General features: G+C 48.2%; 24 protein-coding genes. 6 read left to right on the forward strand and 18 right to left on the reverse strand.

Annotated elements, in window-relative coordinates:
- Window positions 1-28: 28 nt before the first annotated feature.
- The 5 genes from ORJ01_RS05780 to yacG all read left to right on the forward strand — a co-directional run bounded on the left by ORJ01_RS05780 (window position 29) and on the right by yacG (window position 3,950).
- Complete coding sequence (locus tag ORJ01_RS05780; RefSeq protein WP_306177250.1) at window positions 29-1,261, forward strand: type II secretion system F family protein; 1,233 nt, start codon at window positions 29-31, stop codon at window positions 1,259-1,261.
- The gene (locus ORJ01_RS05785; RefSeq protein WP_306177251.1) at window positions 1,258-2,136 is read left to right on the forward strand and encodes an A24 family peptidase; all 879 of its coding nucleotides are present in this window, start codon (window positions 1,258-1,260) and stop codon (window positions 2,134-2,136) included. Before ORJ01_RS05780 ends, ORJ01_RS05785 begins: the two co-directional genes overlap by 4 nt.
- Window positions 2,133-2,771: a dephospho-CoA kinase gene (gene coaE / locus ORJ01_RS05790; RefSeq protein ID WP_306177252.1), complete on the forward strand. Its 639-nt coding sequence runs from the start codon at window positions 2,133-2,135 to the stop codon at window positions 2,769-2,771. Before ORJ01_RS05785 ends, coaE begins: the two co-directional genes overlap by 4 nt.
- Entirely contained in the window at window positions 2,768-3,520 is a 753-nt protein-coding gene (zapD, locus tag ORJ01_RS05795; protein ID WP_306177253.1) for a cell division protein ZapD, read from the forward strand. Before coaE ends, zapD begins: the two co-directional genes overlap by 4 nt.
- 190 nt (window positions 3,521-3,710) lie before the next feature.
- Complete coding sequence (gene yacG, locus ORJ01_RS05800) at window positions 3,711-3,950, forward strand: DNA gyrase inhibitor YacG (protein ID WP_306177254.1); 240 nt, start codon at window positions 3,711-3,713, stop codon at window positions 3,948-3,950.
- A gap of 109 nt (window positions 3,951-4,059) precedes the next feature.
- Here the strand turns inward: yacG and mutT are convergent, their stop codons facing one another.
- Together mutT and secA are read right to left on the reverse strand one after the other, a co-directional pair.
- Window positions 4,060-4,467, reverse strand: a complete 408-nt coding sequence (mutT, locus tag ORJ01_RS05805; protein WP_306177255.1) for an 8-oxo-dGTP diphosphatase MutT — start codon at window positions 4,465-4,467, stop codon at window positions 4,060-4,062.
- On the reverse strand, window positions 4,451-7,171 hold the full coding sequence (secA, locus tag ORJ01_RS05810) for a preprotein translocase subunit SecA (RefSeq protein ID WP_226752148.1): 2,721 nt from the start codon (window positions 7,169-7,171) through the stop codon (window positions 4,451-4,453). Before secA ends, mutT begins: the two co-directional genes overlap by 17 nt.
- Before the next feature lie 220 nt (window positions 7,172-7,391).
- Between secA and ORJ01_RS05815 the strand changes: the two genes are divergently transcribed.
- Window positions 7,392-7,865 carry a DUF721 domain-containing protein gene (locus tag ORJ01_RS05815; protein WP_306177256.1) on the forward strand — a complete coding sequence of 158 codons (474 nt, stop codon included), beginning with the start codon at window positions 7,392-7,394 and terminating at the stop codon, window positions 7,863-7,865.
- A gap of 245 nt (window positions 7,866-8,110) precedes the next feature.
- On the opposite strand, the gene lpxC is transcribed toward ORJ01_RS05815, so the two are convergent.
- The 16 genes from lpxC to mraZ all read right to left on the reverse strand — a co-directional run bounded on the left by lpxC (window position 8,111) and on the right by mraZ (window position 25,678).
- A complete protein-coding gene (gene lpxC, locus ORJ01_RS05820; protein WP_226752150.1) occupies window positions 8,111-9,022 on the reverse strand; it encodes a UDP-3-O-acyl-N-acetylglucosamine deacetylase in 912 nt (303 codons plus the stop codon).
- A 146-nt stretch (window positions 9,023-9,168) separates the two neighbouring features.
- Window positions 9,169-10,332 (reverse strand): cell division protein FtsZ, encoded by a 1,164-nt coding sequence (gene ftsZ, locus ORJ01_RS05825; protein WP_226752151.1) that lies wholly within the window; start codon window positions 10,330-10,332, stop codon window positions 9,169-9,171.
- 26 nt (window positions 10,333-10,358) lie between these two features.
- Window positions 10,359-11,594 (reverse strand): cell division protein FtsA, encoded by a 1,236-nt coding sequence (ftsA, locus tag ORJ01_RS05830; RefSeq protein WP_306177257.1) that lies wholly within the window; start codon window positions 11,592-11,594, stop codon window positions 10,359-10,361.
- On the reverse strand, window positions 11,591-12,349 hold the full coding sequence (locus ORJ01_RS05835; RefSeq protein WP_306177258.1) for a cell division protein FtsQ/DivIB: 759 nt from the start codon (window positions 12,347-12,349) through the stop codon (window positions 11,591-11,593). Before ORJ01_RS05835 ends, ftsA begins: the two co-directional genes overlap by 4 nt.
- Before the next feature lies 1 nt (window position 12,350).
- A complete protein-coding gene (locus ORJ01_RS05840; RefSeq protein ID WP_306177259.1) occupies window positions 12,351-13,262 on the reverse strand; it encodes a D-alanine--D-alanine ligase in 912 nt (303 codons plus the stop codon).
- Entirely contained in the window at window positions 13,259-14,713 is a 1,455-nt protein-coding gene (murC, locus tag ORJ01_RS05845; RefSeq protein WP_306177260.1) for a UDP-N-acetylmuramate--L-alanine ligase, read from the reverse strand. Before murC ends, ORJ01_RS05840 begins: the two co-directional genes overlap by 4 nt.
- A complete protein-coding gene (gene murG, locus ORJ01_RS05850; RefSeq protein ID WP_306177261.1) occupies window positions 14,710-15,795 on the reverse strand; it encodes an undecaprenyldiphospho-muramoylpentapeptide beta-N-acetylglucosaminyltransferase in 1,086 nt (361 codons plus the stop codon). The genes murC and murG overlap by 4 nt, the downstream gene beginning before the upstream one ends.
- Window positions 15,788-16,990: a cell division protein FtsW gene (ftsW, locus tag ORJ01_RS05855; protein WP_236128900.1), complete on the reverse strand. Its 1,203-nt coding sequence runs from the start codon at window positions 16,988-16,990 to the stop codon at window positions 15,788-15,790. Before ftsW ends, murG begins: the two co-directional genes overlap by 8 nt.
- Window positions 16,987-18,315, reverse strand: coding sequence for a UDP-N-acetylmuramoyl-L-alanine--D-glutamate ligase (gene murD, locus ORJ01_RS05860; protein WP_306177262.1), 1,329 nt, complete (start codon window positions 18,313-18,315; stop codon window positions 16,987-16,989). Before murD ends, ftsW begins: the two co-directional genes overlap by 4 nt.
- 4 nt (window positions 18,316-18,319) lie before the next feature.
- Window positions 18,320-19,402, reverse strand: a complete 1,083-nt coding sequence (gene mraY, locus ORJ01_RS05865) for a phospho-N-acetylmuramoyl-pentapeptide-transferase (RefSeq protein WP_229584785.1) — start codon at window positions 19,400-19,402, stop codon at window positions 18,320-18,322.
- Window positions 19,396-20,775 carry a UDP-N-acetylmuramoyl-tripeptide--D-alanyl-D-alanine ligase gene (gene murF, locus ORJ01_RS05870; RefSeq protein WP_306177263.1) on the reverse strand — a complete coding sequence of 460 codons (1,380 nt, stop codon included), beginning with the start codon at window positions 20,773-20,775 and terminating at the stop codon, window positions 19,396-19,398. The genes mraY and murF overlap by 7 nt, the downstream gene beginning before the upstream one ends.
- Window positions 20,772-22,229: a UDP-N-acetylmuramoyl-L-alanyl-D-glutamate--2,6-diaminopimelate ligase gene (locus tag ORJ01_RS05875; protein ID WP_306177264.1), complete on the reverse strand. Its 1,458-nt coding sequence runs from the start codon at window positions 22,227-22,229 to the stop codon at window positions 20,772-20,774. Before ORJ01_RS05875 ends, murF begins: the two co-directional genes overlap by 4 nt.
- Window positions 22,219-23,970: a penicillin-binding transpeptidase domain-containing protein gene (locus tag ORJ01_RS05880; RefSeq protein WP_306177265.1), complete on the reverse strand. Its 1,752-nt coding sequence runs from the start codon at window positions 23,968-23,970 to the stop codon at window positions 22,219-22,221. Before ORJ01_RS05880 ends, ORJ01_RS05875 begins: the two co-directional genes overlap by 11 nt.
- Window positions 23,967-24,275, reverse strand: a complete 309-nt coding sequence (gene ftsL / locus ORJ01_RS05885; protein ID WP_306177266.1) for a cell division protein FtsL — start codon at window positions 24,273-24,275, stop codon at window positions 23,967-23,969. The genes ORJ01_RS05880 and ftsL overlap by 4 nt, the downstream gene beginning before the upstream one ends.
- The gene (gene rsmH, locus ORJ01_RS05890; RefSeq protein WP_226752163.1) at window positions 24,272-25,213 is read right to left on the reverse strand and encodes a 16S rRNA (cytosine(1402)-N(4))-methyltransferase RsmH; all 942 of its coding nucleotides are present in this window, start codon (window positions 25,211-25,213) and stop codon (window positions 24,272-24,274) included. The genes ftsL and rsmH overlap by 4 nt, the downstream gene beginning before the upstream one ends.
- Window positions 25,214-25,678: a division/cell wall cluster transcriptional repressor MraZ gene (gene mraZ / locus ORJ01_RS05895; protein ID WP_226752164.1), complete on the reverse strand. Its 465-nt coding sequence runs from the start codon at window positions 25,676-25,678 to the stop codon at window positions 25,214-25,216.
- Window positions 25,679-25,849 lie beyond the last annotated feature (171 nt).

Raw genomic sequence — 25,849 nt, forward strand, 5'->3', positions numbered from 1 at the left:
TTTAAGAGCCGCAAAAGGACAATCGCAGATGGCGCAGAACAATAATTTCAAAATCAAAGAGCTGCATACCCATACTTACAAAGCACTCAACCGCAAAGGTGAAAAAAAATCGGGGGAAATTAAAGCGGGCAGTATTGCTGAAGGTAAAGCACTATTAAGACAACAAGGTTTAACACCGATTTCCGTTAAAAAAAAGGCCAAGTCGCTATTTGGTGATGAAAAGAAAATCACTGCGGCAGATATCTCTATTGTCACCCGACAAATCGCCACTATGCTGGGTGCGGGTGTGCCTTTGGTGCAATCCATTGATTTAATTGCCAATGGCTCAGATAACAAAAGCCTGCGTATTTTAATGCAAAAAATTTCAGTAAAAATTCAAGCGGGTTTACCGCTTTCAGAAACGCTGCGCGAACACCCAAAATACTTCGACGAGCTGTATTGTGATTTAGTGAAATCCGGTGAGCAATCGGGTGCCTTAGATCGGATTTTTGATCGCATAGCCATTTATAAAGAAAAAGCCGAAGCGCTGAAGTCAAAAATCAAAAAAGCCATGTTTTACCCCATTGCAGTATTGGTGATTGCTCTTATTGTCACTTCAATATTACTTATTTTTGTTGTGCCACAATTTGCCGAAATTTTTGGCAGCTTCGGTGCTGAACTCCCCGCTTTTACGCTATTTGTATTAGGGATTTCTGAGTTTATGCAAAGCTATTGGTGGGTCGTTTTAGGCATCATCTTGCTAACTGGTTACCTTATAAGCAAAACGTATAAAAATAACCTACAATTTCGCACGGCTTCAGATTTATTTATTTTAAAAGCCCCGGTGATTGGCAATATTTTGAACAAAGCGGCAGTCGCGCGTTTTGCTCGCACGCTGTCCACAACCTTTGCAGCCGGTGTGCCACTGATTGAGGCTTTAGAATCGGCTGCGGGCGCCTCAGGCAATGAAATTTATCGCAATGCCATAATGGAAATACGCGATGAAGTGTCCTCGGGTAATCAGATGCATTTATCGATGAAACAAACCGATCGCTTCCCGGAAATGGTTATTCAAATGGTGTCCATTGGTGAAGAATCGGGTGCTTTAGATAGTATGTTATCAAAGGTCGCCAATATTTATGAACAAGAAGTCGATGATGCGGTAGACGGCCTTACTGCCTTGTTAGAGCCGATGATTATGGCGGTGTTAGGTGTGGTTATCGGTGGTTTGATTATTGCGATGTATTTACCGATCTTCCAACTAGGCGAGATAGTCGGATGAGTGAATTAAGTTTCGTTTTTACCACTTATCCTGGACTTTTTTTATGCCTAGTGGCGTTATTTAGCTTAGTGATTGGCAGCTTTTTAAATGTGCTGATTTATCGGCTGCCGATAATGATGGAGCGTGAATGGCAGGCGGAATTTCAAGAATATTTTCAGCCTAACCAGCAACATATAGCGGCAACCCCTTTTAACTTAGCTGTACCACGTTCAGCTTGCCCGAAGTGCCAACAACCGATTGCCGCTTACGATAATATCCCTGTGCTCAGTTGGTTATTGCTAAAAGGCCGTTGCCGGCATTGTAAAACCGCCATTAGTGCACGTTATCCTGCGGTAGAGTTGTTAACAGCAGTACTATCTACCTTGGTCGCTTGGCAATATGGCCCGACTCTGACCAGTGCTGTACTGATATTCTTAACCTGGGGCTTAGTGGCACTGAGCTTTATTGATATTGATAAAATGTTGCTGCCGGATCAGCTGACTTTACCGCTACTGTGGTTAATGTTGCTATTTAGTCTTACCGACTCTGCCTTGGTCAGTCCGGAACAAGCCTTGCTTGGCGCGGCAGCAGGTTATTTAAGCCTTTGGAGCGTGTACTGGGCCTTTAAGTTACTGACCGGCAAAGAAGGTATGGGCTATGGTGATTTTAAACTACTGGCTATTTTTGGTGCGCTGTTGGGCTGGCAGCAATTACCCCTGATCATTTTACTGTCGTCTGTAGTTGGTGCGGTGATTGGTGTCAGTTTGTTAAGTATTCAAGGTAAAGATAAAGCGACCCCTATCCCCTTTGGCCCTTATATCGCTGCCGCCGGCTGGATCGCCATGCTCTGGGGTGAGCAAATGACGGGCGCTTATCTGCGTTATCTCGGCCTATGAAGCAGCCTGCTGCAATAACATCACTGCTGATTGGCCTGACTGGCGGCATAGGGAGCGGTAAAAGCACCGTAGCAGAACATTTTAAAGCACTGGGCGCTCACTATGTTGATGCTGATATTGTTGCACGCGAAGTGGTTATGCCGGGCAGCACTTGTTTAGCGGCTATCGCGCAACACTTTGGCCCGGGTATTTTATTAGCAGATGGTCAGTTGGATCGTGCAGCATTACGCAAGACCATCTTTGCCGATAGCGCCGCCAAACGCTGGTTAGAACACTTACTCCACCCAGCGATCCGCAGCGAGTTACTTAGCCAACTGGCGGCCAGCACAACACCTTATACACTATTGGTGGCGCCATTATTACTGGAGAACGGTTTAGATAAATTGGTGTCTCGGGTGTTGGTGGTGGATGTGAGCGAACAAACGCAGTTAGCCCGCACAACCACGCGAGATAACAACAGTGAAAACCAGGTTCGTGCCATTATGGCAGCACAAATCGACAGAGCCGCTCGCTTAGCCGCTGCGGATGATGTTATCGATAACAATGGCACTGCCGCAGAGTTGTTGCCGCAAATTAGCCGCTTACATCAAGCGTATCTTGCCATGAGCCAAAAAATAGGTGAAAAATCGCAGTGACGACTGCCGAATTAGTTTACGAACATCCACTTAATGAAAAAATCCGCACTTATTTACGGGTTGAGCATTTATTTACCCAACTTAACAGCCTTGCCGATCTTGAAAATGAAGCACAGCAGCTCAGTTATTTTAGTGCGTTATTTACACTGATTGATGTGTTAGATCGGCATGATATCCGCCCCGATTTACTCAAAGATATTGAACGCTGTGAAAATCAATTAGTGCAATGGTCACGCCATCCATCGGTGTCTGATAAAAAGCTGCAAGTGATGCTGCAACAAGCGCTGCGTTTACAAAGTGACTTATTACGCAGTGGCAAATTAAGTAGCCCGATCAAAGATGATGTGTTTTTAGCGCCGCTGCGCCAACGGTTTGGCTTACCCGGTGGTTGCTGTTACTTTGATATGCCACAGCTACAATACTGGCTAGCCTTACCACAGGCAGAACGACAACAGCAGCGCGCAGAATGGCATAACGCCTTGCAACAAACAGAGCAAGCAATTCAATTTGTACTCAGCTTTGTGCGTGAACGTGGCCATTTTCAAACGATCAGCAGCGATAACGGTTTTTACCAGCAAAATGCTGAACAGTTTGAACTGCTGCGCATTAAATATCGGCAGGCGGGTGGCGCTTTTCCTACGGTTAGCGGTAATCGTTATCGCTATGCCATCCGTTTTATGCAATTAACCGAGCAAGCCGGCCGCAGTGTGTGTGCTGAAGCGGTAAGTTTTCAATTGGCATGCTGTTAGCACTGACAAGTCTGCTGTTTTAATACGACTAATATCGCAAGCTTTTACTTGCCGCCGTCATTTTTTAATCTGGCCTGCAGATAAGTTCTCTGGCTGTGCCTAACGCATACAGAGCTGATCTGTTACAATCCACATGTGTTTATTGTTGCTGCCGCAGATCTCGCAGCAGCAGCCGTTAGAGGAGCCCTGCATGACCACTACAATTCAATGTCCTACCTGTAAAACGCCGGTTATTTGGCAAGCCGAATCGGTATTTCGCCCTTTTTGTAGCGAGCGCTGTAAGTTAATCGATTTAGGTGATTGGGCCGCAGAAAATCATCGTATTCCCGATAAAATGCCGATTGATGCAGCGTTATCAGAAGCGTATTTAGCCGAATTAGAACAAGAGATGATGGCGCAGGATAATCAGTTTTTTAAAAATACAGATTAATGCAAAATGCGCTTAACTCAGTGCACAGTGAAGCAGTAGCTTAGCTGTGCGTGTTGAGTTTTGAGTTTTGAGTTTTGAGTTTTGAGTTTTGAGTTTTGAGTTTTAGGTGTTAGAGAAAGTGTTGTTGCAGATGCTCAACAATTGGCTGATTGGCATCGGGCAGTGCAATAGTATCAAGCTCACTGATAGCAAACCACTTTACCGCTTGCCCTTCTAAGCCTTGCGGCTCACCACTAAACTCAGTAACCAAACGAATATCCAAAAACACTTCACGGTCTGGATATTGATAACGCAATTGCAGCAAAGGGGAACTGGCCTGCACTGTAATACCAATTTCTTCGGCTAATTCGCGAACCAGGGCGTGCTCTGTTAACTCACCTTGTTCCAGCTTTCCGCCTGGAAACTCCCATTTACCCCCTTGATGCTGTGATGCTTTGCGCAAGGCAAGCAACACCTGCTGTTGGCGTACAATCACGCCAACAGCCACATGCAACACCGACTTAGCTAAGTTGGCCATGACAGTGCTTGTATTTTTTACCTGAACCACAAGGACAGGCGTCATTACGACCTACTTTAGCGCCGTCTCGTATCACTGGGGCAGCGTTTTGCATACCTTCTGGTAAATCACTAGCTAACGACTCGGCATCCGCATGTTGATAGTTATGCGGTACGTTGTCAGCTTGACGGCGTTGCTCTTCAACTGCTTCAACATCTTCTGCCGCTTTCACTTGCACGCGACTAAGAATACCAATCACATCCAGTTTCAGTGCTTCCAACATGTTGGTGAATAACTCAAAAGATTCGCGCTTATATTCTTGCTTCGGATTCTTCTGCGCATAACCACGTAGGTTGATCGCTTGACGCAAGTGATCCATCGCCGCCAAATGCTCTTTCCAGTGTGTATCTAAGCTTTGTAACATAATGGCTTTTTCGAACTGACGTAGCACTTGTGGGCCAACCATCTGTTCTTTTGAATTGTAAGACGCGCTCACTTCTGCTTGAATACGCTCACGTAGCTTCTCTTCAAACAGCTTTTTGTCATCTGCTAACCATTGGCTAATCGGCAATGCCACGCCAAAGTCGGCTTGCAGACGCTGCTCTAAACCAGGGATATCCCACATTTCGTCCATAGACTGTGGCGGGATATAGTCATTAATCATGCTGTTAACAACGTCATCACGAATGGCATGAATGGTTTCGCTAATATCGTCGGCATCTAACAAGTCATTACGCTGCTCATACACCACTTTACGTTGGTCATTGGCTACGTCATCAAACTCAAGTAACTGCTTACGAATATCAAAGTTACGCGCTTCCACTTTACGTTGTGCGTTTTCAATGGCACGACTGACCCAAGGGTGCTCGATAGCTTCACCTGGCGCCATACCAATACGGCGCATCATCGCTGCCATCCGATCTGAGGCGAAAATCCGCATCAAGGCATCTTCTAGCGATAAGTAAAAACGAGAAATACCTGGGTCACCTTGACGACCGGCACGACCACGTAACTGGTTATCAATACGACGCGATTCGTGACGCTCAGTACCAATGATATGCAAACCACCGGCTGCAATCACGGCATCATGACGTTTCTGCCATTCAGCTTTCGCTGCCGCAACCACTTCGGCATCCGCATCGGCACCTAAGGCTTGTAATTCACTTTGCCAACTGCCGCCTAATACGATATCGGTACCACGACCCGCCATGTTAGTGGCGATAGTGACCGTGCCTGGGCGACCGGCATCAGCAATAATTTGTGCTTCGTTAGCGTGAAACTTAGCGTTTAATACCTGGTGGGTAATTTTGGCTTTGTTCAGTAACGTTGATAAGTATTCTGAGCTTTCAATTGACGCCGTACCTACCAACACAGGGCGGCCAGTATCGCGAGCGGTTTTCACATCTTCGATAATGGCGTTGTATTTATCTTCAGCCGTTAAATACACTAAATCGGCCAGATCCTGGCGTACCATCGGCTTGTTGGTCGGTACCACTATGGTTTCTAAACCATAGATTTGTTGAAACTCAAACGCTTCGGTATCAGCAGTACCGGTCATACCGCCTAATTTGTCATATAAGCGGAAATAATTTTGGAAAGTAATAGAGGCCAGCGTTTGGTTTTCGTTTTGAATGCGCACGCCTTCTTTAGCTTCTACCGCTTGGTGTAAGCCTTCAGACCAACGGCGGCCTTCCATTGTCCGGCCCGTGTGCTCATCGACAATAACGATATCGCCATCTTTTACAACGTAATCAACATCGCGTTTAAACAACTGGTGCGCACGTAAAGCAGCATATACATGGTGCAGTAGCGTAATATTTGCAGCAGAGAATAAGGTGTCATGTTCGCCAATCATGCCGCGCTCTCGCAACATGTTTTCGACTTGAATTTGACCCGCTTCCGTTAAGTACACCTGGCGCGCTTTTTCATCCACAGTAAAGTGGCCATCACCGTGTTTATCTTCTTCGTCTTCTTTTTCTTGGCGCACTAACTCGGGCACTAGCACGTTAATCTTTTTATACAGCTCAGAGCTGTCTTCGGCGGGACCGGAGATAATCAGTGGTGTCCGCGCTTCATCGATCAGGATTGAATCCACCTCATCGATGATGGCAAAAGCCAGATCGCGCTGTACACGTTCTTGTGGCGAGAACGCCATGTTGTCACGTAGATAGTCGAAACCGAATTCATTATTGGTGCCGTAAGTGATATCGGCAGCATAGGCTTTTTGCTTTTCTGGGTGTGCCATGCCGGGCACGTTAACACCCACAGTTAAGCCTAAGAAGGTAAACAGCGGCTCGTTAGTTTGCGCATCGCGTTTTGCCAGATAATCGTTAACGGTAATAACATGTACCGACTTGCCACTCAGAGCATTTAGGTAAGCAGGCAAAGTCGCTGTTAAGGTTTTACCTTCACCGGTACGCATTTCCGAGATTTTACCTTGATGCAGCACCATACCACCGACCAGTTGCACATCAAAGTGACGCATGTCAAACACGCGCTTACTGGCTTCGCGCACGGTGGCGAAGGCTTCAGGCAGAATGTCGTCTAAGGTCGCGCCGTCTTGTACGCGCTGTTTAAATTCGCTGGTTTTCGTTTTTAATTGTTCATCACTCAGCTTTTCGTATTCCGCTTCCAGCGCGTTGATTTGCTGTACCTGTTTTTTTAATTTTTTTAAGAAACGGTCATTACGGCTACCAATTAATTTGGCAAAAAATTTTCCAAACATTATCCAGATACCATTTTAAGTTAAAGCTGCAATGCAGCCCTGGCCATGCCAGTATTATCGTCAGTGTGAGGTCTGGCTTAATGCTCAGACATGGGCCAAAGTCAACAGGATATGGTGATGGTTTATCCTGCTTTCAAGGGCAGTGGCTACTGCTACTGCCGCAGCCTAAAAACTGTTACACTTTGTGCGTTGTTTTACTATTCCAAACAGGCTGCTGCAAATGAAACGTTATAGCCATAAACCAGAAGATTTAACTAAACTTTTTAGTCATAGCACTCTGGCTGGCGTGCAACAGCAGTTTCAATTAATCGGTAAACTTAATGCAGAATTGTGTCAGATCCTGCAATTAACACAACTCACCTCTTGTCAGGTCGCAACCATTAAAGAGGGTCGAGCGATTATTTTATGTAGTTCGGCAGCCTGGGCTACGCGACTAAAAATGCAACGCGACGCCATTCTAGACAATTTCCGCAAAAAAATCTTGCCTGAATTAGCAGGGATTGATATCGAAGTGTCACCCGTAGGGCAAACAAAGCCATTACTTGTGCAAGAACAGCCGGTAAAACCGTATTGTGCAACCCTAAGTCATGATACCCGCTTACAGTTACAACAGGCCGCTGCGCAAACCGATGGCCCAGTGCAACAAGCCTTACAGCGTTTATTGCGTAATATGCCAGATAACACACCGCGCTAACGGCAAGGCTGAAAACCGATTAAGTGAGATCCCATGCTAAATTGCAGACGAAAAAAAACCGCTTAACGGTAATGCCGATCAGTTAAGTATTTAGCATGACGCGGTTTGCTCACATCAACACGCCATGAATCATCCCTGAGGCTCGATTCCGGCCATCCATGGCCTTCAACGGTTGATTTAGAGCAAACAGGTCATGCTTAACTGACTTGCATTGCGCTTAGCGGCTTTCTTACGGCTTAAAAGCCTTAGGCAAGTTGCGGTGCTAAAAAAGATATTGGCATTTCTGCCTTATCTTCAAAGGTCACAAATTCCCAGTTTTCTTGCTTGGCCAATACCGCTGATAACAGTTGGTTATTTAAACCATGACCTGTTTTATACGAACGGAACTCACCTAAAATACTGTGGCCAGCCATGTAAAGATCGCCGATGGCATCTAACATCTTATGCTTAATAAACTCATCGTCATAACGCAGGCCATCTTGGTTTAACACGCGGAACTCATCGAGCACCACCGCGTTATCCATGCTGCCACCCAGCGCTAAATTGTTAGCACGTAAAAATTCAACTTCGTGCAGGAAGCCGAAAGTACGCGCACGGCTGATTTCTTTAATAAAGCTGGCGGCTGAAAACTCCATCACCACGTGTTGCGTGGTTTCTGAAATGATCGGGTGATTAAAGTTAATGGCAAAATCTAACTTAAAGCCATTGTGGGGCTTAAATTCAGCCCATTTATCACCGTCTTCTACCCGAACCGTTTGTTTAATGCGAATAAACTTCTTCGCTAAACGCTGCTCGGCAATACCCGCTTCTAATAACAAATAGACAAATGGGTTGGCGCTGCCGTCCATAATAGGGATTTCTGCTGAATCAACATCAATAACTAAGTTATCAATGCCTAGGCCAGCAATCGCGGCCATTAAATGCTCAGTGGTAGATAACCGCACACCCTGTTCGTTAATCAAACAGGTACACATTACAGTATCGCCCACTAACGAAGGGGTGATTTTGAAATCGACTACCGGAGACAGGTCTACACGCCGGAATACAATGCCGGTATTGTCAGGTGCAGGTCGGAGAGTAAGCGTAACCTTTTCACCTTTGTGTAAACCCACACCGACAGAGCTAACAGTCTGTTGAATGGTACGTTGTTTAATCATAAGTTTTTCCTGCTCAATTAGTAAGCAATCATAAACGGGCGCGCAGCATAGCACATCACTAATAGTATGCCAATTATTAGCTTAACAGCGGATGAATCTCATCTGCTTGACTATGTCTACTTTACGCTGTCGCAAAGCGACAGCGATTAATCAGCCTGTTTTCTTAAAAACGCTGGGATATCGAAAATATCGATGCCGCCTTTTGCTTCTGCCTGTGGCTTAGTTTGTGGCAACTCTTCACGTTGTGCCGCAACCGCAGGAGCCGGTTGACGCACAGCATTACCGTGTTGGACATAACTGGTAGTAACAGGTTCAGCGCGATGCGTTGGCACTAAGCTGATATCTGGGCGACGATCCGCACCGATACCGGTAGCTACCACAGTAACGCGTAATTCGTCATGCATTTCTGGGTCAATAACGGCACCCACTACCACGGTCGCATTTTCTGAAGCGAAAGCTTTGACGGCATTACCAACAATTTCAAACTCTTCAATGCTGATATCTAAACCGGCGGTAATGTTTACCAAAATACCTTTCGCACCCGATAAATCGATATCTTCTAACAGTGGGCTAGAAATCGCTTGTTCAGCGGCTTCTTCAGCGCGGTCAGGACCACTGGCGCGGCCAGTACCCATCATGGCAGTGCCCATTTCTGACATCACAGTACGTACGTCGGCGAAGTCAACGTTGATCAAACCTGGACGCGTAATAAGTTCAGCAATGCCCTGCACGGCACCCAGTAACACGTTATTCGCGGCTTTAAAGGCATCCAGCAAGCTAGTACCTTTACCTAATACTTTTAATAACTTATCGTTAGGAATAGTAATTAACGAGTCAACATGTTTGCTTAACTCTAAAATACCTTCATCAGCATAAGCAGTACGCTTTTTACCTTCGAATGGGAAAGGTTTCGTCACAACCGCAACAGTCAGAATACCCAACTCACGCGCCACTTCCGCAACGATAGGTGCAGCACCTGTACCCGTACCACCGCCCATGCCGGCTGCGATAAAGATCATATCCGCGCCTTGTAGGGTTTTCTTGATGGTTTCACGATCTTCTTCTGCCGAACGACGACCAATTTCTGGATTCGCACCCGCACCTAAACCTTTGGTTACGCTGGCACCCAGTTGTAAGGTGACGTTGGCAGAGGAATTACGTAGTGCTTGGGCATCGGTATTCGCCGCCACAAACTCTACGCCTTCAATATTGCTAGCAACCATATATTCCACGGCGTTACCACCGCCACCACCAACACCAATAACTTTAATGACCGCTTCTTGGTTGTGGTTTTCCATTAACTCAAACATAGCTCTCTCTCCGTTTTTACGCTTACTTAAAACTGACCATTGAACCAGCTGCTAATTTTTTTAAAAAAGCTGCTGACTGAATCACGGCTTTGACTGGCTGCCTTGTTTTGGCTGCGCACGTCCTTGCCATAGAGTAACAAGCCAATGACGCTGGCGTAGGCCGGGTCATTAACATATTCTTTTAAACCAGTGATGTGCATCGGATAACCGACCCGCACCGGCATCTGGAAAATATCTTCGGCAAATTCGACCGCACCTTCCATTTTGGAGGTGCCTCCGGTTAACACTAAACCGGCAGCAATTTGCTCTTCTAAACCACTGGAGCGAATTTCTTCTTGCACCAGTTCAAATAATTCTTGGTAACGCGGTTCGACCACTTCCGCTAGGGTATGACGCGACATAGATCGCGCAGCTCGCCCCCCCACACTGGGTACTTCGATGCTTTCTTCTTTACCCACCATGCTGCGCAGCGCGCAAGCATACTGCACTTTGATCTCTTCAGCATGACTAATTGGTGTACGGAAAATTTTCGCGATATCACTGGTTACCTGATTGCCCGCTACCGGGATGACTGCCGTGTGACGTAAGGCGCCATTGGTGAAGATCGAAATATCGATAGTGCCACCGCCGATATCCACCACGCAGACCCCTAACTCTTTTTCGTCGTCGGTTAACACGGCATAACTTGATGCCAGCGACGAGAAAATAAGCTGATCAACATGTAAGCCACAACGCTCGACACACTTCTCAATATTCTTCGCCATATCGTTTGCACAAGTAATAATGTGTGCCCGCGCTTCCATCCGAACGCCTGACATACCTACTGGGCTTTTAATGCCCTCTTGCATGTCGACCGAGAACTCTTGAGGTAAGACATGCAACATGCGACGCTCGGCGGAAATGGGTACCGATTTCGCCGCATGGATCACATTGGCCACGTCTTCGTTGGTCACTTCGGTATCGTTAATCGGCACCATGCCACTCTCGTTTTGGCAACGAATATGCTTACCGGTAATACCTAAATACACTGACGATACTTGGCAATCCGCCATTAACTCGGCTTCATTGATCGCGCGCTGTACTGCCTGCACCACCAAGTTCAAGTCGTTGACGCCACCTTTATCCATACCACGAGAAACGTGGGTGCCAACACCCACGATGCTCAGCTGATTGTCTGCGGTAATTTCGCCCACAACCGCCTTAATCTGGGCAGTACCGATATCCAAGCCTACAATCAAATCCCGCTCTAATGACTTTGTCATGTTTTTCTCTTTGTCTCTGTTGCACCATAGCGCACGGCAATACCCGTGTCATAACGTAAATCCACTTCCACCATGGCGGCGTTTATCTTGTGTTGCTGCATGGTGGGATACAACTCAACAAACCGCTGAAGCCGCTTTAATGATTCTTCCCTGCCCAGTTGCAGCTGTAAGCCATCGGCTAATTCTAGGCGCCAAGCAAAACGCTCGGTTAACCAAATTTGCCGCACACTAAACTCATGTAACTGCAGCAATTGCTGCATATTAGTAAACATGTTCAGGGCATCCTGCGCTGAGCCTTCTGGCCCATGCAATAGGGGTAGCGAAGTGGTCAGCTGTTCGAGTGGGGCATCAAACACCACCCCTTTGTTGTTGATCAGCTGCTCTGAATTCCACACCGCGACCGGTTGCTGCTCTGTCACCACCACCACCAAGGTATCAGGCCATTGTTTGCGCACGGCGACCTGATAAACCCAGTGTTGTTGTTGCAGGAACTGCTGCACCTGATCCACGTTCACTCTAAAAAAGTTACCGACATATTCCTGTTGAATGCGCTGCTGTAACGCTTTGGCATCCAAATGCTGAAAATTGCCATACAACTTCACTTGTGAAATCGGTACACTTTGTTGATCTTGTACCCATTGCACTAACTTCACCGTTAAATAACCTAAAAACACTAACGAGCAGCCAAAAAACACCAGCCCCGCGATAAAAGCGGCTCGGCTAGGTGTAACTGGTACGGTCGCAGTGTTCGTCATACTAGCGGCGCGCCGACTCAGCTTGCGTTAAAATCGCCAGCACTAACTGTTGAAAACTGTAACCAGCGGCTTTCGCTGCCATAGGCACTAACGACTTTTCTGTCATGCCCGGTACAGTATTCACTTCTAATAAATAAAATTGACCTTGCTGGTCCAGCATTAAATCAACCCGGCCCCAACCTGACGCGCCCACGGCTTGAAAAGCCGCTAAAGCGGTTTTTTGCATTGCTTGCGTCAGCTCTGCCGTAAGTGGCGCTGGGCATAAATATTCGGTGCTATTGGCCTGATACTTCGCTTCGTAATCATAAAAGGAGCGTGGGGTGCGCATCTCAACAATCGGCAATACCGCACCATTTAAGATGGCGATTGTAAATTCACGCCCTTCAATCCAGCGCTCGACTAAGACCTCTTCGTCATATTGATGGGCTGTTGCAATAGCTTGCGCTAACTCTTCAGCCGTGACTGCCACGCTCATGCCAATGCTTGAGCCTTCATTGGCAGGCTTAACCATCACTTTGCCACCAAGTTCCGCTAGCATCGCGGCGTAATCTTCAGTGCCTGGCCTGGCTACAGCAAAAGCTGCTGTGGGTAATCCTTGGGCTTGAAACAACCATTTACAGCGAATTTTATCCATCGCTAAGGCAGAACCCAGCACACCGCTACCGGTATAAGGCAAGCCGCGCTGCTCTAGAGCGCCTTGCATCACGCCGTCTTCGCCGCCGCGCCCGTGTAACACAATAAACACTTTATCGGCGTCTAGGCTGCTTAAATCTTCTTGTTGTGGGTCAAATGCAAAGGCATTAACGCCAGCATCTAATAATGACGCTAACACCGCTTTGCCAGAACGTAACGACACTTCACGCTCAGCTGAAGAACCGCCAAACATCACCGCTACTTTTGCGTTTTGGCTCATAACGCAGCTCCCTTAGTCGCTTTTAATTGTTCGATATTTAATCCCAAAGCACTCAGTTGTTTTACTAAGGTGCCGATATTGCCCGCGCCCTGCGTTAACACCACATCCCCGTCTTGCAGCACATCGGCTAAACAAGCGGCTAAATCGCTTGGCTGCGCCACATAGATGGGTTCTAACTGGCCACGCGCTCGAATAGAACGCGCTAAACTACGGCTATCGGCCCCGGCAATTGGCGCTTCGCCTGCAGCATAGACTTCCAATAATAATAAGGTGTCAACTTCAGACAGTACCCGAGCAAAATCATCATACAGATCACGGGTACGGGTATAACGATGTGGCTGATAACACATCACCAAACGTCGTTCTGGCCAAGCATTGCGCACCGCCGCAACGGTAGCGGCAACTTCGGTTGGGTGATGACCGTAATCGTCGAGCAAGATAGCTTTGCCACGACCGGTGTCAAATTCACCATACTGTTGAAAACGCCGACCAATGCCTTCAAATTTACTTAACGCCGCTAAAATTGCCGGTTCTGCTATGCCTTCGTCTTGCGCTAAAGCAAAAGCAGCGGTGGCATTTAACGCATTGTGCTTGCCTGGCAAATTTAGGATCACTTGCCGGGTTTGACCTTGAGCATCACGAATACTGAACTGCGTTCGTGTGCCAGACTGCTGAAACTCGCTGATTTGAAAGTCGGCATCTTCACTAAAACCATAGGTCAGCACCGTGCGGCCAATGCGCGAAATCAAATCACGTAATACGGGGTCATCTAAACAAATTACCGCCATCCCATAAAACGGCAGATTATGTAAAAACTCTAAATAGGTGGCTTTTAGCTTTTCAAAGTCACCTTGATAGGTGTCCATGTGATCCGCTTCAATATTGGTGATCACCGTTGCCATCGGTTGCAAATGTAAAAACGAGGCATCGCTTTCATCGGCTTCGGCAATTAAATAACGCCCCGCCCCTAAGCGTGCATTGGAACCGGCAGAATTTAACAAGCCGCCAATTACGAAAGTGGGATCGGCACCGGCTTCAGCAAAAATTGAGGCGAGTAAGCTGGTCGTCGTGGTTTTGCCATGCGTGCCCGCAATCGCAATACCATGGCGAAACCGCATTAATTCACCGAGCATTTCGGCACGGCGCACCACAGGAATGCGTAACTCGCGCGCGGCTTGCACTTCAGCATTGTCGTTTTTAATGGCGCTAGAAACAACGACAACACTGGCACCTTGAATATTTTCAGCGCTGTGGCCAAAGAATAATTCTGCACCTAGGCTGCGCAATCTGTCGGTGACGGTGTTCGGCGCGATATCCGAGCCGGAAACCTTATAGCCTTCATTGACTAATACTTCGGCAATACCGCCCATACCGGCACCGCCAATGCCTACAAAGTGAATACGTTCAACCCGGCGCATCGCCAGTTTTTTCTGTTGTGGCGTGGTAATCATACTGCTTGTCCTGTTACTTGCCGACATACTGCTACTACTGCGGTAGTCGCATTGTCTCGTGCCTGCAGCCTGGCATTTTGCGCAAACTGCTGCAGCACACTTTTATCTGTTAAACACGGCGCCAATAATGGCACTATGCCTGTTTTGATGAGTTCCGACTGCGGTAATAACCAGCCCGCGTCAGCACTGGTTAAACTGCGGGCATTGGCGGTTTGGTGATCATCAATCGCGCTGGGCAGCGGTACAAAGATTGCGGCAACGCCAACGGCGGCCACTTCGCTGACAGTCAAGGCACCGGCACGACAAATCACCACATCAGCCCAACGATAAGCCGCTAACATACTGTCGATAAAGGCACTGACCTGCACCGACACACCCTTTGCTTGTAATGGCTGGTAAGCGGCTTGCACTTGCGCCAGCATAGCTTCGCCCGTTTGATGCCAAATCGCGATCTCACCTTGTGCGGCCAGCGTGCTAAATTGCTCGGGTAACTGCTCGTTTAAAGCTTTCGCGCCTAAACTGCCGCCGACCACTAAAATATTGAGCGGCTGCTCACTTGTTCGCGGCTGGCGACAAGCAATCAGCTCAGCCCGCACCGGATTGCCCACCACCTGTTGTTTAGCTGAGTTGGCAAACGCGGCCGGAAAAGCCACTAACACCTGCTTGGCTAAACGCGCCAGTAATTTATTGGTGCTACCGGCAACGGCATTTTGTTCATGGATCAATAAAGGCACACCGGCTAACCACGCAGCCACGCCACCGGGGCCACTGGCATAACCACCAAAGCCAATCACTAAGCTCGGTTTTACCTGCTTGACCACTTGCCGCGCCTGTCGGATCGCCCGCCACACCATCAGCGGCGCATGCACAATGCTGCGCCAGCCTTTACCCCGTAAACCCGCCACTTGGATGGCATGAAATGCCCAGCCAAAACTCGGCACTAAACGCGCTTCCATCCGATCTGCGGTGCCTAGCCAAGCAATCTCCCAGCCTTCAGCATGCAACGCTTTGGCTACTGCCTGTGCTGGGAAAATGTGGCCACCCGTGCCACCGGCCATAATCAATGCTAGCGGTTTAGTCATGCTTACCCCCGCTAACGGCCTGTTTGCCTTGCATCCGTACTTCAAAGTCAATGCGCAGCAATAAAGCGGCAGCCATTAACATGATAATTAAGCTACTACCACCGTAACTGACAAAAGGTAAAGTCATACCCTTGGTCGGTAACATACCGCTAGCCATACCGGCGTTTACGGCGGTTTGAAAACCAATCCAAATGGCTAAGGCATAGGCTAAGAAACCGTGGAAACTCATGCCTTTTTGTAAAGCACGATTACCCATCATCAGCGCACGAAAAACGAGCAAGAACAACAAACTTAGTAACGCTGCCACCCCCAGAAAACCGGTTTCTTCGCCAATAACGGCAATGATAAAGTCGGTGTGCGCCTCGGGTAGATATTCTAATTTTTGAATGCTGTTACCTAAACCTTGGCCAAACCAGCCACCGCGACCAAAAGCCATTAACGACTGGGTTAACTGATAACCACTGCCAAAGGGATCAGCCCAAGGATCAAGGAAGGCCGTCACTCGACGCCAGCGGTATTCACTGTAAAAAATCAGCACGCCCACTGCGGCAATCCCAGTGAGTATTAACGCAATAAACTGCCACAGCCGAGCACCGGCTAAAAACAGCAACACCACCGCTGTGGCGAACATCACAATCACGGTGCCTAAGTCAGGTTGCATTAACAGCAACACGGCAAAAATAAAAAGCATAATCAGCGGCTTTAGAAAGCCCATTAAGTTCTCACGTACTTCTTCATGCCGCCGAACCAAATAACTGGCTAAATACACAAAGAAATACAATTTAGCCGGTTCAGCCGCCTGAATGTTGATGGGGCCTAACGCTAACCAACGGGTTGAACCGTTGACGTTTTTACCAAACAATAACACGGCCACCAGTAACGCTAAGGCAGCAAATAACAGCTGCATATTGTAGTTATGCCAAAAGCTGATGGGTAAACGCATCACAACCAAGGTCGCGCCTAAACCAATGAACATATACACTAAATGGCGCAGCGTGAAATGCAGCGGATTATCAAATAAACGTTCAGCTACCGGAATAGAGGCACTGGTTACCATCACTAAACCCAGTGTCAGGATTAACAACAGTACGGTTAAAAACATACTGTCGTAATTACCCTGATCTTTACTCTGCCACCAAGCATCAAAGCGAGGTAACGGATTAAAACGACCACCCAGTAAAGCTGCTTTAATCATTTCAGCTCCTTTACTGCTTTGGCAAACTGTTCGCCGCGATCGGCATAGCTTTTAAACATATCTAAACTGGCACAAGCCGGTGATAACAACACCATATCGCCTGCTTTGGCAAACGCCGCTGCGGCGCTGACTGCTTGCTGCAATGTTTTGACTTGCACGCTGTCGGTTTTTAACGCCGCAATCGCTGGGCCATCTTGGCCTAAGGTAATCAAATGCTGCACATCTTGCTGCAATACGGTTTGTAACTCTTGCACGTCAGCGCCTTTAGCATCGCCGCCAGCAATCAAAATCAGCTTGCCTTGAATACCAGGGCGTAAACCCGCTAAGGCGGCTAAGGTCGCACCAATATTGGTCGCTTTTGAATCATTCACCCAGCGCACGCCATGAAGCTCGGTCACCAACTCACAACGATGCGCTAAACCGCTAAAAGTACGCAAAGTGGCCGCTAAGGCTGCACGAGAAGCCCCCGCAGCTAAGGCTAAAGCCGCAGCCGCTAGCGCATTAAATTGGTTGTGCTCGCCAAACAAGCTCATCTCAGCGACGGGCAATAACGGCTCACCCTCTACTAACAACCAAGGCGCTTGCTGATGCTGCACAATGCCGTAACCACTGGCGTTGGGTTTTAAACTCAGTGCCAAGCCAGCTTGCGACTGAGCGGGTTGCGTCATGCGGTCATCCGCATTGTAAATAGCTAATTGGCTATGCCGATGAATACGCTGTTTGGCTGCCGCATACTCGGCAATGGTGTTATACCGATCCAGGTGGTCAGCACTAATGTTTAAATTCACACTGGCAACCACCGCTAAGCTATCGGTGGTTTCTAGTTGAAAGCTGGATAGCTCCAACACAAACACTTCAGCATCATTGTGGTTTATCGCTTCTAATACCGGTAAACCGATATTGCCGGCCGCAACTGCTTTGATACCGCTTTGCTGCAACATGGCCGTAGTCAACATGGTCACAGTCGACTTGCCATTAGAGCCGGTGATCGCCAAGACCGGTTTGTGGTTAAAATGCGCAAACAGCTCAACATCACCAATAATCTTAGCGCCTTGTAACCGAGCAAAACGCAAGGCCGGATGCTTCACCGACAAGCCCGGGCTGACGATAATCAGTTCCATCTGCGCCAGTCTATTGGCGTCTAACTCACCTAAGTAGATACCATCTACTTTCTCAACCGGAATCTGCTCTAGGCCAGCGGGTTGTTTGCGAGTATCCATCAATACCGGCTTGATCCCTTGTGCAAGTAAAAAGCGTACGGTCGCCAGGCCAGAAAGACCGAGCCCCACTACTGCAATTCGTTTTGCTGTTAGGATACTTTGCATGCTGTTATCTCAGTTTCAGGGTGGCGAGGCCAACCAGCACAAAAATGATCGATAAGATCCAGAAACGCACAATAACGCGCGGCTCTGGCCAGCCCTTTAATTCGTAATGATGATGAATAGGTGCCATACGGAAAATGCGTTGTTTACGCAGTTTGTAAGAGCCAACCTGCAAGATCACCGACAGCGTTTCCATTACGAAAATTCCACCCATGATAAACAGCACGATCTCTTGGCGCACCAAAATGGCGATCACACCCAACACCGCACCTAATGCCAACGAGCCGACATCGCCCATGAACACCAAAGCCGGATAAGTGTTAAACCATAAGAAACCTAAACCTGCACCAATTAGCGCGGCACAAAACACCACTAACTCACCGGCATAGGGTAAATAAGGAATATTTAAATAACTGGCAAAATTTACGTTACCGCTGGCATAAGCAATGATGGCAAAAGCCCCCGCCACCATAATGGTCGGCACTATCGCCAAACCATCTAAACCATCGGTTAGGTTTACGGCATTACTGGTGCCGACAATGACAAAGTAACTAAGGGCAATAAATAATAAACCCAGTTGCGGCATCACATCTTTAATAAAGGGCACAAGCAGTGCCGTTTCAGCTGGCCGCTCTGCGGTGCTATACAAGAAAATGGCAGTAATAAGGGCGAAAACGGATTGCCATAGGTATTTCCAGCGCGCGATTAAACCACGGGGATCTTTTCGGATCACCTTACGGTAATCATCGATAAAGCCGATAGCACCAAAGCTAACGAGTACAAATATCACCACCCAAACGTATTTGTTGGCTAAATTAGCCCACAGCAGCGTAGAGATTAACACTGAACCGAGGATCAAAATGCCGCCCATAGTAGGCGTGCCTTTTTTCGAGAAATGACTCTCTGGGCCATCATTGCGAACCACTTGCCCAATTTGCATGCGCTGCAGCGCCGCAATCAGCTTAGGCCCTAAATAAAGGCTTAATAATAATGAGGTTAACACGCCTAAAATGGCGCGAAATGTCAGATAACTAAAGACATTAAAGCCGGTGTAATATTGTGTTAGATATTCTGCTAGCCAGACTAACATGCTGGGATCTCCTGCTGACAACGTTCTAGCAAGTCTTTTACTACTAATTCCATCTTCGCACTGCGCGAACCTTTAACCAGCAGTGTCACTGCCGTTTCGGCTGCAATAATGGGCAGCAATTGCGTAATTAGCGTTTGCCGTTGGCTGAAATGTGCTCCTTGCTGTTTGAACACATCACTGGCGCTCTGTGATAACACACCGACAGTGAACAACAGATTAATCCCAGCCGCTTTGGCATATTCACCGATTTCTTCGTGATATAAACGCGCATTGGTACCAAGCTCACCCATGTCTCCGAAGATCAACCCCCGAAAGCCACTGTAACTAGCCAGTAAGTCAATGGCGGCTTTTACCGACTCAACATTGGCGTTGTAGGTGTCATCGATAATTTTTAGCGTTGAGTTAACCTGGATCAGATTAGTGCGCCCTTTCACAGCACGCATTTTTGCTAAACCTTGCTGTACCTGCTGCGCACTGATACCAATAGCGATGGCAGCTGCCGCGGCGGCAAGCGCGTTAGCCACATTATGACGCCCTGGCACGGTTAAACTTATTGGCAGCTGTTCTGTTGGCGTATGCAACGTAAAATGCGCACAGCCGAGGCTGTCTAATTGCACTGCTGCAGCATAAAAATCGGCTTGTGGCTTATCGACGCTAAAGGTCAGGCAGGATAAATGTGCCACCTGGGTGAGCCAGAAATCACTGTAATCACTATCTAAAGAGATGACCGCCGTGCCTGACGCAGGAATACCCTGATAAATTTCTGCTTTAGCGCGAGCAACACCGGCAATATCACCAAAGCCTTCTAAATGTGACGCGGCAGCATTAGTAATTAACGCTACATCGGGTTTCACCAACGCCGTGGTATACGCAATTTCGCCATGATGATTGGCGCCCAGCTCCATCACCGCGTAGCGATGTGCTGCCGTTAAACGTAATAAGGTGAGCGGCACACCGATGTCATTATTGAAATTACCCGAGGTTGCTAACACCTCGGCTTGCTCACTTAAAATAGCCGCCAGCATTTCTTTTACCGTAGTTTTACCGGCACTGCCTGTCACGGCGATGGTTTTAGGGGCTAAGCGTGCTTTTAATGCGGCAGCAAACTGGCCTAAGGCTATGCGCCCGTCGGGGACTAAAATATAAGGCACATCAACCGGCGGTACTTCACTACAAATTAACGCCACCGCACCTTTACTGACGACATCAGCTAAAAAGTGATTGGCATCAAAGTTCGCCCCTTTTAAAGCAATAAATAACGCGGCACCGCTTAATGTTCGACTATCCGTGCTCACTGCATCGATTTGCACATCAGCACCCTGCCAGGTGGTGCCCAGCATTTGGGCTATCTCTGATAATTTAAGCGTGATCATGATGCCATCTCCGCCACCAATTGTTGAACATAGGCTCTTTCATCGTAATGCAGTACTTGGTTACCCATGATTTGTTCTGTTTCATGGCCTTTACCCGCCACCAAAATAATGTCGCCCTGTTGCGCTTCTGCAATGGCTAATTTGATGGCGGAGCGTCGATCGGGCTCGATGGTGTAGTTGCTTTGCGGATGCATACCCGCAGCAATATCTTGCAAAATCTGTAAAGGATCTTCGCTACGTGGGTTATCCGACGTGAGAATAATATGATCGGCTAATTGTTCTGCCAGCTGCCCCATGATGGGCCGCTTACCTTTGTCACGATCACCACCACAGCCAAATACCGTCCATAGATGATTATCACAATGTTGACGCAAGGCCCGTAGTGTTTGATCCAAGGCATCAGGTGTGTGAGCGTAATCGACCACTACTGTCGCACCAGTTTTTAGGCTGTATTGTTCCATGCGCCCAGCAACCGGTTGCAATAAAGCTGCTACCGCAATCAAGTCAGACAGAGAATGGCCCAAGGCCTGTAAACACTTCACGGCGGCCAACGCGTTTTGCACATTAAATTCACCCAGCAACGGCAAATTTAACTCGTAGCTTTTAGCGGCATACTTCAACTGACAATAAGTACCGTGAGCTTTGGGGCTTAAACGTTGGTAGCTCAATGCCTGCACATCCGATTTACAATCAATACTGGCACCGTAAGCATGCACAGGGATCTGCATTTGCTCGGCGTAATGACGACCGGTTTCATCTGATAAATTCACAATGGCCAGCATACTTTGCTCAGGTTTGAACAATAGCGCTTTTGCCGCGGCATAAGCGGGCATACTGCCGTGGTAATCTAAATGATCACGACTTAAATTGGTAAACACTGCCGCCGCAAAATGCAAACCGGCAACGCGCTTTTGAACTAACGCATGTGAAGACACTTCCATTGCCACTAAACGCACACCTTTGCTGACCATTTCTGCCAGAATGCGTTGAATATCGACAAAGTGCGGCGTGGTGTTTTTTAAGGGCGTAAGCTGTTGCCAGTTGCCGTAACCTAGGGTGCCAATTACCGCGCTCTTGACACCAAGCTCGCCAGCAAGCTGGGCAATAAAGCTGCTTACAGACGATTTGCCATTGGTGCCGGTAACGCCAATTAATGTCAGTTGCTGTTGTGGCTGGCCATAAAAGTCAGCTGCCAATTTCGGTAACACCGAATTCAACCGTGGTATGGTCAACACCCGACTATCACTGGAATGGATGTTTTCCGTCAGCACTAAGGCGGCGCCTTGAGCCAAGGCCTTATCAATAAATAAACTGCCATCTGTGGTTGTGCCGGGTAAAGCAATAAACACATCGCCAGGCATCACGTCGCGGCTATCAATTCGTAAGTGCTGCAACTCTAAAGACGGCACTTCACTGAGGTAATTCGCTAACCAACGTTGACTATTAACCGGCATTTTGACCTCCACGAACCGCGGTGATCCTTGGGCGGCTCTGTCCATCTGGTGGCAAATTAAGCAGCTGCATCGCTGCTCCCATAATATTGGCAAACACCGGGGCAGCAATCTCGCCACCATGGTAAAAATCACCGGCAGGTTCGTTAATCACCACCACACAGGCTAATCGCGGTTGGCTGATGGGGCCGACACCGGCAAAAGAAGCGATATAATCATCACCGTAACCGCCGGCGACCGCTTTACGAGCAGTACCTGTTTTGCCGCCTACGCGATAACCGGGCACCTGTGCACGTGTTGCCGTGCCGCCAGGACCGATATTGGCTTCCATCATTTCCAGCATAGCCAGCGCAAACTCTTCTTTTAATACCCGTTCGCCCAGCTCTGGTTCCGTTTGTTTAATGATACTCAGTGGCCGATTAATACCGCCATTGGCCATGGTGGCGTAAGCGCGCGCCAGTTGCACAGCGGTAACCGATAAACCATAGCCGTAAGAAAAGGTAGCGCGTTCAAAGTCAGACCAACGCTGGCGGTAACTAAAAATACCGGTGCTTTCACCAATAATCGAAGCGCCCGACTCTTGGCCTAACCCCATATTGTGATACAAACCAATCACATGTTGATGCGGCACTTCTAACACTAAGCGCGCTACTCCCATGTTGCTCGATTTTTGAATAATACCGGTAAGATCTAAGCGATTGTAATTAGAGGGGTCGCGCACCCAACTGCCACCAATGCGCATAAAACCAGGGCTAACATCCACTACCGTATCTAAATTGGCCGAGCCAAACTCTAAAGCGCTTAAGACCGCTAACGGCTTCATAGTAGAACCCGGTTCAAAGGTGTCGGTAATGGCCCGATTACGAAAACGATGGATAGGCGTATTACGGCGGTTATTCGGGTTAAATGAGGGGCTATTGACCATGGCTAAAATTTCACCGGTTTGCACGTCGACCACCACTGCAGAACCAGACGCAGCGCCATTGGATAACACCGCTTTTTTCAATTCACGATAAGCTACCGCTTGAATGCGTTGATCGATGCTCAGCACCACGGTGGCCGATTCGGTCGCTTGCTCGCGCTCTAATACTTCAATTTCACGGCCTTTTGCGTCTTTACGATAAACCTTGCGACCCGCTGTTCCGGTGAGTAAATCATTAAAACGTTTTTCAACACCTTCCACGCCAACGTCATCGACATTGGTAAAACCGATTAACTGCGCGGCGACTTCACCAGCAGGATAATAGCGACGCGATTCTTGGCGAAAATGAATACCGGGAACGCGCAGCTTACGCACATAATCGACCACTGCTGGATTAACTTGGCGCTGTAAATAAACAAAACGCCGCTGCGGGTTATCACCGATGCGGCTAAGAAGTTGCTGCGGGCTCAATTGCAGAATTTCTGCTAGCGCATGCCAACGCCGCTCATCCCCTGGCGCGTTGCGCTCCAGTACTTCTTTAGGATCTGCCCAAATGGCCTCAACCGGAACACTGACAGCTAATGCTTCGCCATGACGATCGAGGATCATACCGCGCATCACTTTGTCAGATTCCACGCGTAAACTGCGCAAGTCACCTTGAGTAACCAGCATATCCGGCTCAAGCACTTGTAACCAAGCGGCCCGCGCAACCAGGGCCACAAACACCGCGCTAATACTGACCAGCACAAAAGCAAAACGCCAGCCGAGTACGGCGGGTTGCGTTCTGGTTTTTGCTTGGGCCTTTCTTACCGGGCGTTTCATTGTAATTTCACCGTAATATCACGATCGCCCGTAGGGCGTTGCATATTCAGCTGTTGCCGCGCAATCTCTTCTACACGGCTATGTTCGGCTAACGCGCGTTGCTCTAACAGCAAATTGCGCCACTCGGTATCGAGCTGATCACGTTGTTGATAATTTAAGTCCTGCTGGATCGTTAATTGCCGGTTTAAATGCGACATTTGCACTACCGCAAGGGCAGACAGCAAACACGCCAACAACAACGCGATAACTAACTTGCGTTGTTGCAGTTCCTGGACAATGATTTTGATCAGCTGGACTTGTTTCATAGCGCCTGCCTCTCCGCGATACGCAACACCGCACTTCGTGAGCGCGGATTTGCAGCCAGCTCAGCGGCAGAAGGCATAATCGCTTTACCTATTAAGCGCAGCGGGATCGCCTTATATAACTGCGCATCCGTTAACGGTAAGCCACGCGGCACCGGTTCAGGTTTGGAATGGCGACGCATAAATTGTTTCACTAGGCGATCTTCTAACGAATGAAAGCTGATCACACAAAGCCGGCCGCCAGGCTTTAGCGCTGCCATTGCGCCTTGTAACGCTAAATTCACCTGCTCCAATTCACTGTTAACGTAAATACGAATGGCTTGAAAACTGCGGGTTGCAGGGTGCTTTTTCTCTTTCGGGCTTTTCGGCACCACATTGCTAATTAAATTAGCCAGCTCACTGGTGCGAGTGAGGGGTTGCTCAGCACGATGGGCAACGATGGCATTAGCAATACGCCAAGCCGATTTCTCTTCACCGTATTCCCGCAGCACAAAAGTAATGTCTTCGACATCGGCATGGGCTAACCACTGAGCTGCAGATAAGCCATTTGTAGGGTCCATCCGCATATCCAGCGGACCATCACGCATAAAACTAAAACCACGTTCAGCTTCGTCTAATTGTGGGGAAGACACGCCAAGGTCCAGTAAAATGCCATCGATTTTGCCGAAAATGTTTTGTTGTTCGGCGATGTTTGCCAGGGCGGCGAAGGGGCTATGGGTGATGTGAAAACGCGCATCGGCGAGCAGTGGGGCTGCAGCAGCAATGGCGGAAGGATCGCGATCAATAGCGAATAAGCGGCCATTAGGCCCTAACGCTTGTATTATTTCTCTACTGTGACCGCCACGGCCGAAGGTGCCATCTAAATAGATGCCATCAGCCTTGATTGCCAGGCCTGCTAACGTTTCCGCTAGCAGTACCGAGATATGTGGACTTGTGGTCATTTACAGTACAAAATCCTGTAATCGTTCTGATAACTCCACAGTACCGGCTTCTGCTTGCTCCAGCTCAATATCCGCTGCAAGCCGCTCTTGCCAGGCTGCTTCATCCCAGATTTCAAATTTATTTAATTGGCCCACCAAACGGATGTTTTTCGTTAATCCAGCATGTTGCCGCAATGAAGCTGGCAACAAAATACGGCTGCTTTTATCCATATCACAGTCGGTGGCATTGCCCAGTAATAACCGCTGTAAACGGCGTTCCTGAGGATTTAAGCTTGAGAGAGATTTCAGTTTTTCTTCTATTTCTTCCCACTCAGCTAGCGGAAATAGCAACAAACAAGGATCGTGCAAATCGATGGTGCAAATCATTTGGCCCTGAAATTCAGACATAAGGCGTTCACGGTAACGCGCTGGAAGCGCTAACCGGCCCTTTTCGTCTAATGTCAGTGTAAATGATCCACGAAACATCTTAGTTTGCCCGCCTTAAGAGTTTGCGTTGCTCGAGTAAAGTATCAGAGACGACAAAAAGGGGTGCCAGCTACCACTATCACCACAAATTTACCAAAATGATCCACAATTACCCACATATCCCCACAACGAGACAGTTTAGGGTGCCGCTTCCGCTGCTGTCAAGGTAAA

The organism is Alishewanella sp. SMS8 (assembly GCF_030737935.1).
Lineage (GTDB): Bacteria > Pseudomonadota > Gammaproteobacteria > Enterobacterales > Alteromonadaceae > Alishewanella > Alishewanella maricola.

Excerpts from the sequence above, each read along its gene's own strand:
- ORJ01_RS05785 (WP_306177251.1), top strand. The coding sequence starts at position 1,258 with ATGAGTGAATTAAGTTTCGTTTTTACCACTTATCCTGGACTTTTTTTA.
- ORJ01_RS05840 (WP_306177259.1), bottom strand. The coding sequence starts at position 13,262 with ATGAGCCAAAACGCAAAAGTAGCGGTGATGTTTGGCGGTTCTTCAGCT.
- ORJ01_RS05780 (WP_306177250.1), top strand. The coding sequence starts at position 29 with ATGGCGCAGAACAATAATTTCAAAATCAAAGAGCTGCATACCCATACT.
- ftsA (WP_306177257.1), bottom strand. The coding sequence starts at position 11,594 with ATGACAAAGTCATTAGAGCGGGATTTGATTGTAGGCTTGGATATCGGT.
- yacG (WP_306177254.1), top strand. The coding sequence starts at position 3,711 with ATGACCACTACAATTCAATGTCCTACCTGTAAAACGCCGGTTATTTGG.
- ORJ01_RS05835 (WP_306177258.1), bottom strand. The coding sequence starts at position 12,349 with ATGACGAACACTGCGACCGTACCAGTTACACCTAGCCGAGCCGCTTTT.
- mraY (WP_229584785.1), bottom strand. The coding sequence starts at position 19,402 with ATGTTAGTCTGGCTAGCAGAATATCTAACACAATATTACACCGGCTTT.
- mutT (WP_306177255.1), bottom strand. The coding sequence starts at position 4,467 with ATGGCCAACTTAGCTAAGTCGGTGTTGCATGTGGCTGTTGGCGTGATT.
- murF (WP_306177263.1), bottom strand. The coding sequence starts at position 20,775 with ATGATCACGCTTAAATTATCAGAGATAGCCCAAATGCTGGGCACCACC.
- murG (WP_306177261.1), bottom strand. The coding sequence starts at position 15,795 with ATGACTAAACCGCTAGCATTGATTATGGCCGGTGGCACGGGTGGCCAC.
- murC (WP_306177260.1), bottom strand. The coding sequence starts at position 14,713 with ATGATTACCACGCCACAACAGAAAAAACTGGCGATGCGCCGGGTTGAA.
- ORJ01_RS05815 (WP_306177256.1), top strand. The coding sequence starts at position 7,392 with ATGAAACGTTATAGCCATAAACCAGAAGATTTAACTAAACTTTTTAGT.
- ftsZ (WP_226752151.1), bottom strand. The coding sequence starts at position 10,332 with ATGTTTGAGTTAATGGAAAACCACAACCAAGAAGCGGTCATTAAAGTT.
- rsmH (WP_226752163.1), bottom strand. The coding sequence starts at position 25,213 with ATGACCACAAGTCCACATATCTCGGTACTGCTAGCGGAAACGTTAGCA.
- ORJ01_RS05875 (WP_306177264.1), bottom strand. The coding sequence starts at position 22,229 with ATGCCGGTTAATAGTCAACGTTGGTTAGCGAATTACCTCAGTGAAGTG.
- ftsW (WP_236128900.1), bottom strand. The coding sequence starts at position 16,990 with ATGATTAAAGCAGCTTTACTGGGTGGTCGTTTTAATCCGTTACCTCGC.
- coaE (WP_306177252.1), top strand. The coding sequence starts at position 2,133 with ATGAAGCAGCCTGCTGCAATAACATCACTGCTGATTGGCCTGACTGGC.
- secA (WP_226752148.1), bottom strand. The coding sequence starts at position 7,171 with ATGTTTGGAAAATTTTTTGCCAAATTAATTGGTAGCCGTAATGACCGT.
- lpxC (WP_226752150.1), bottom strand. The coding sequence starts at position 9,022 with ATGATTAAACAACGTACCATTCAACAGACTGTTAGCTCTGTCGGTGTG.
- mraZ (WP_226752164.1), bottom strand. The coding sequence starts at position 25,678 with ATGTTTCGTGGATCATTTACACTGACATTAGACGAAAAGGGCCGGTTA.
- murD (WP_306177262.1), bottom strand. The coding sequence starts at position 18,315 with ATGCAAAGTATCCTAACAGCAAAACGAATTGCAGTAGTGGGGCTCGGT.
- ORJ01_RS05880 (WP_306177265.1), bottom strand. The coding sequence starts at position 23,970 with ATGAAACGCCCGGTAAGAAAGGCCCAAGCAAAAACCAGAACGCAACCC.
- ftsL (WP_306177266.1), bottom strand. The coding sequence starts at position 24,275 with ATGAAACAAGTCCAGCTGATCAAAATCATTGTCCAGGAACTGCAACAA.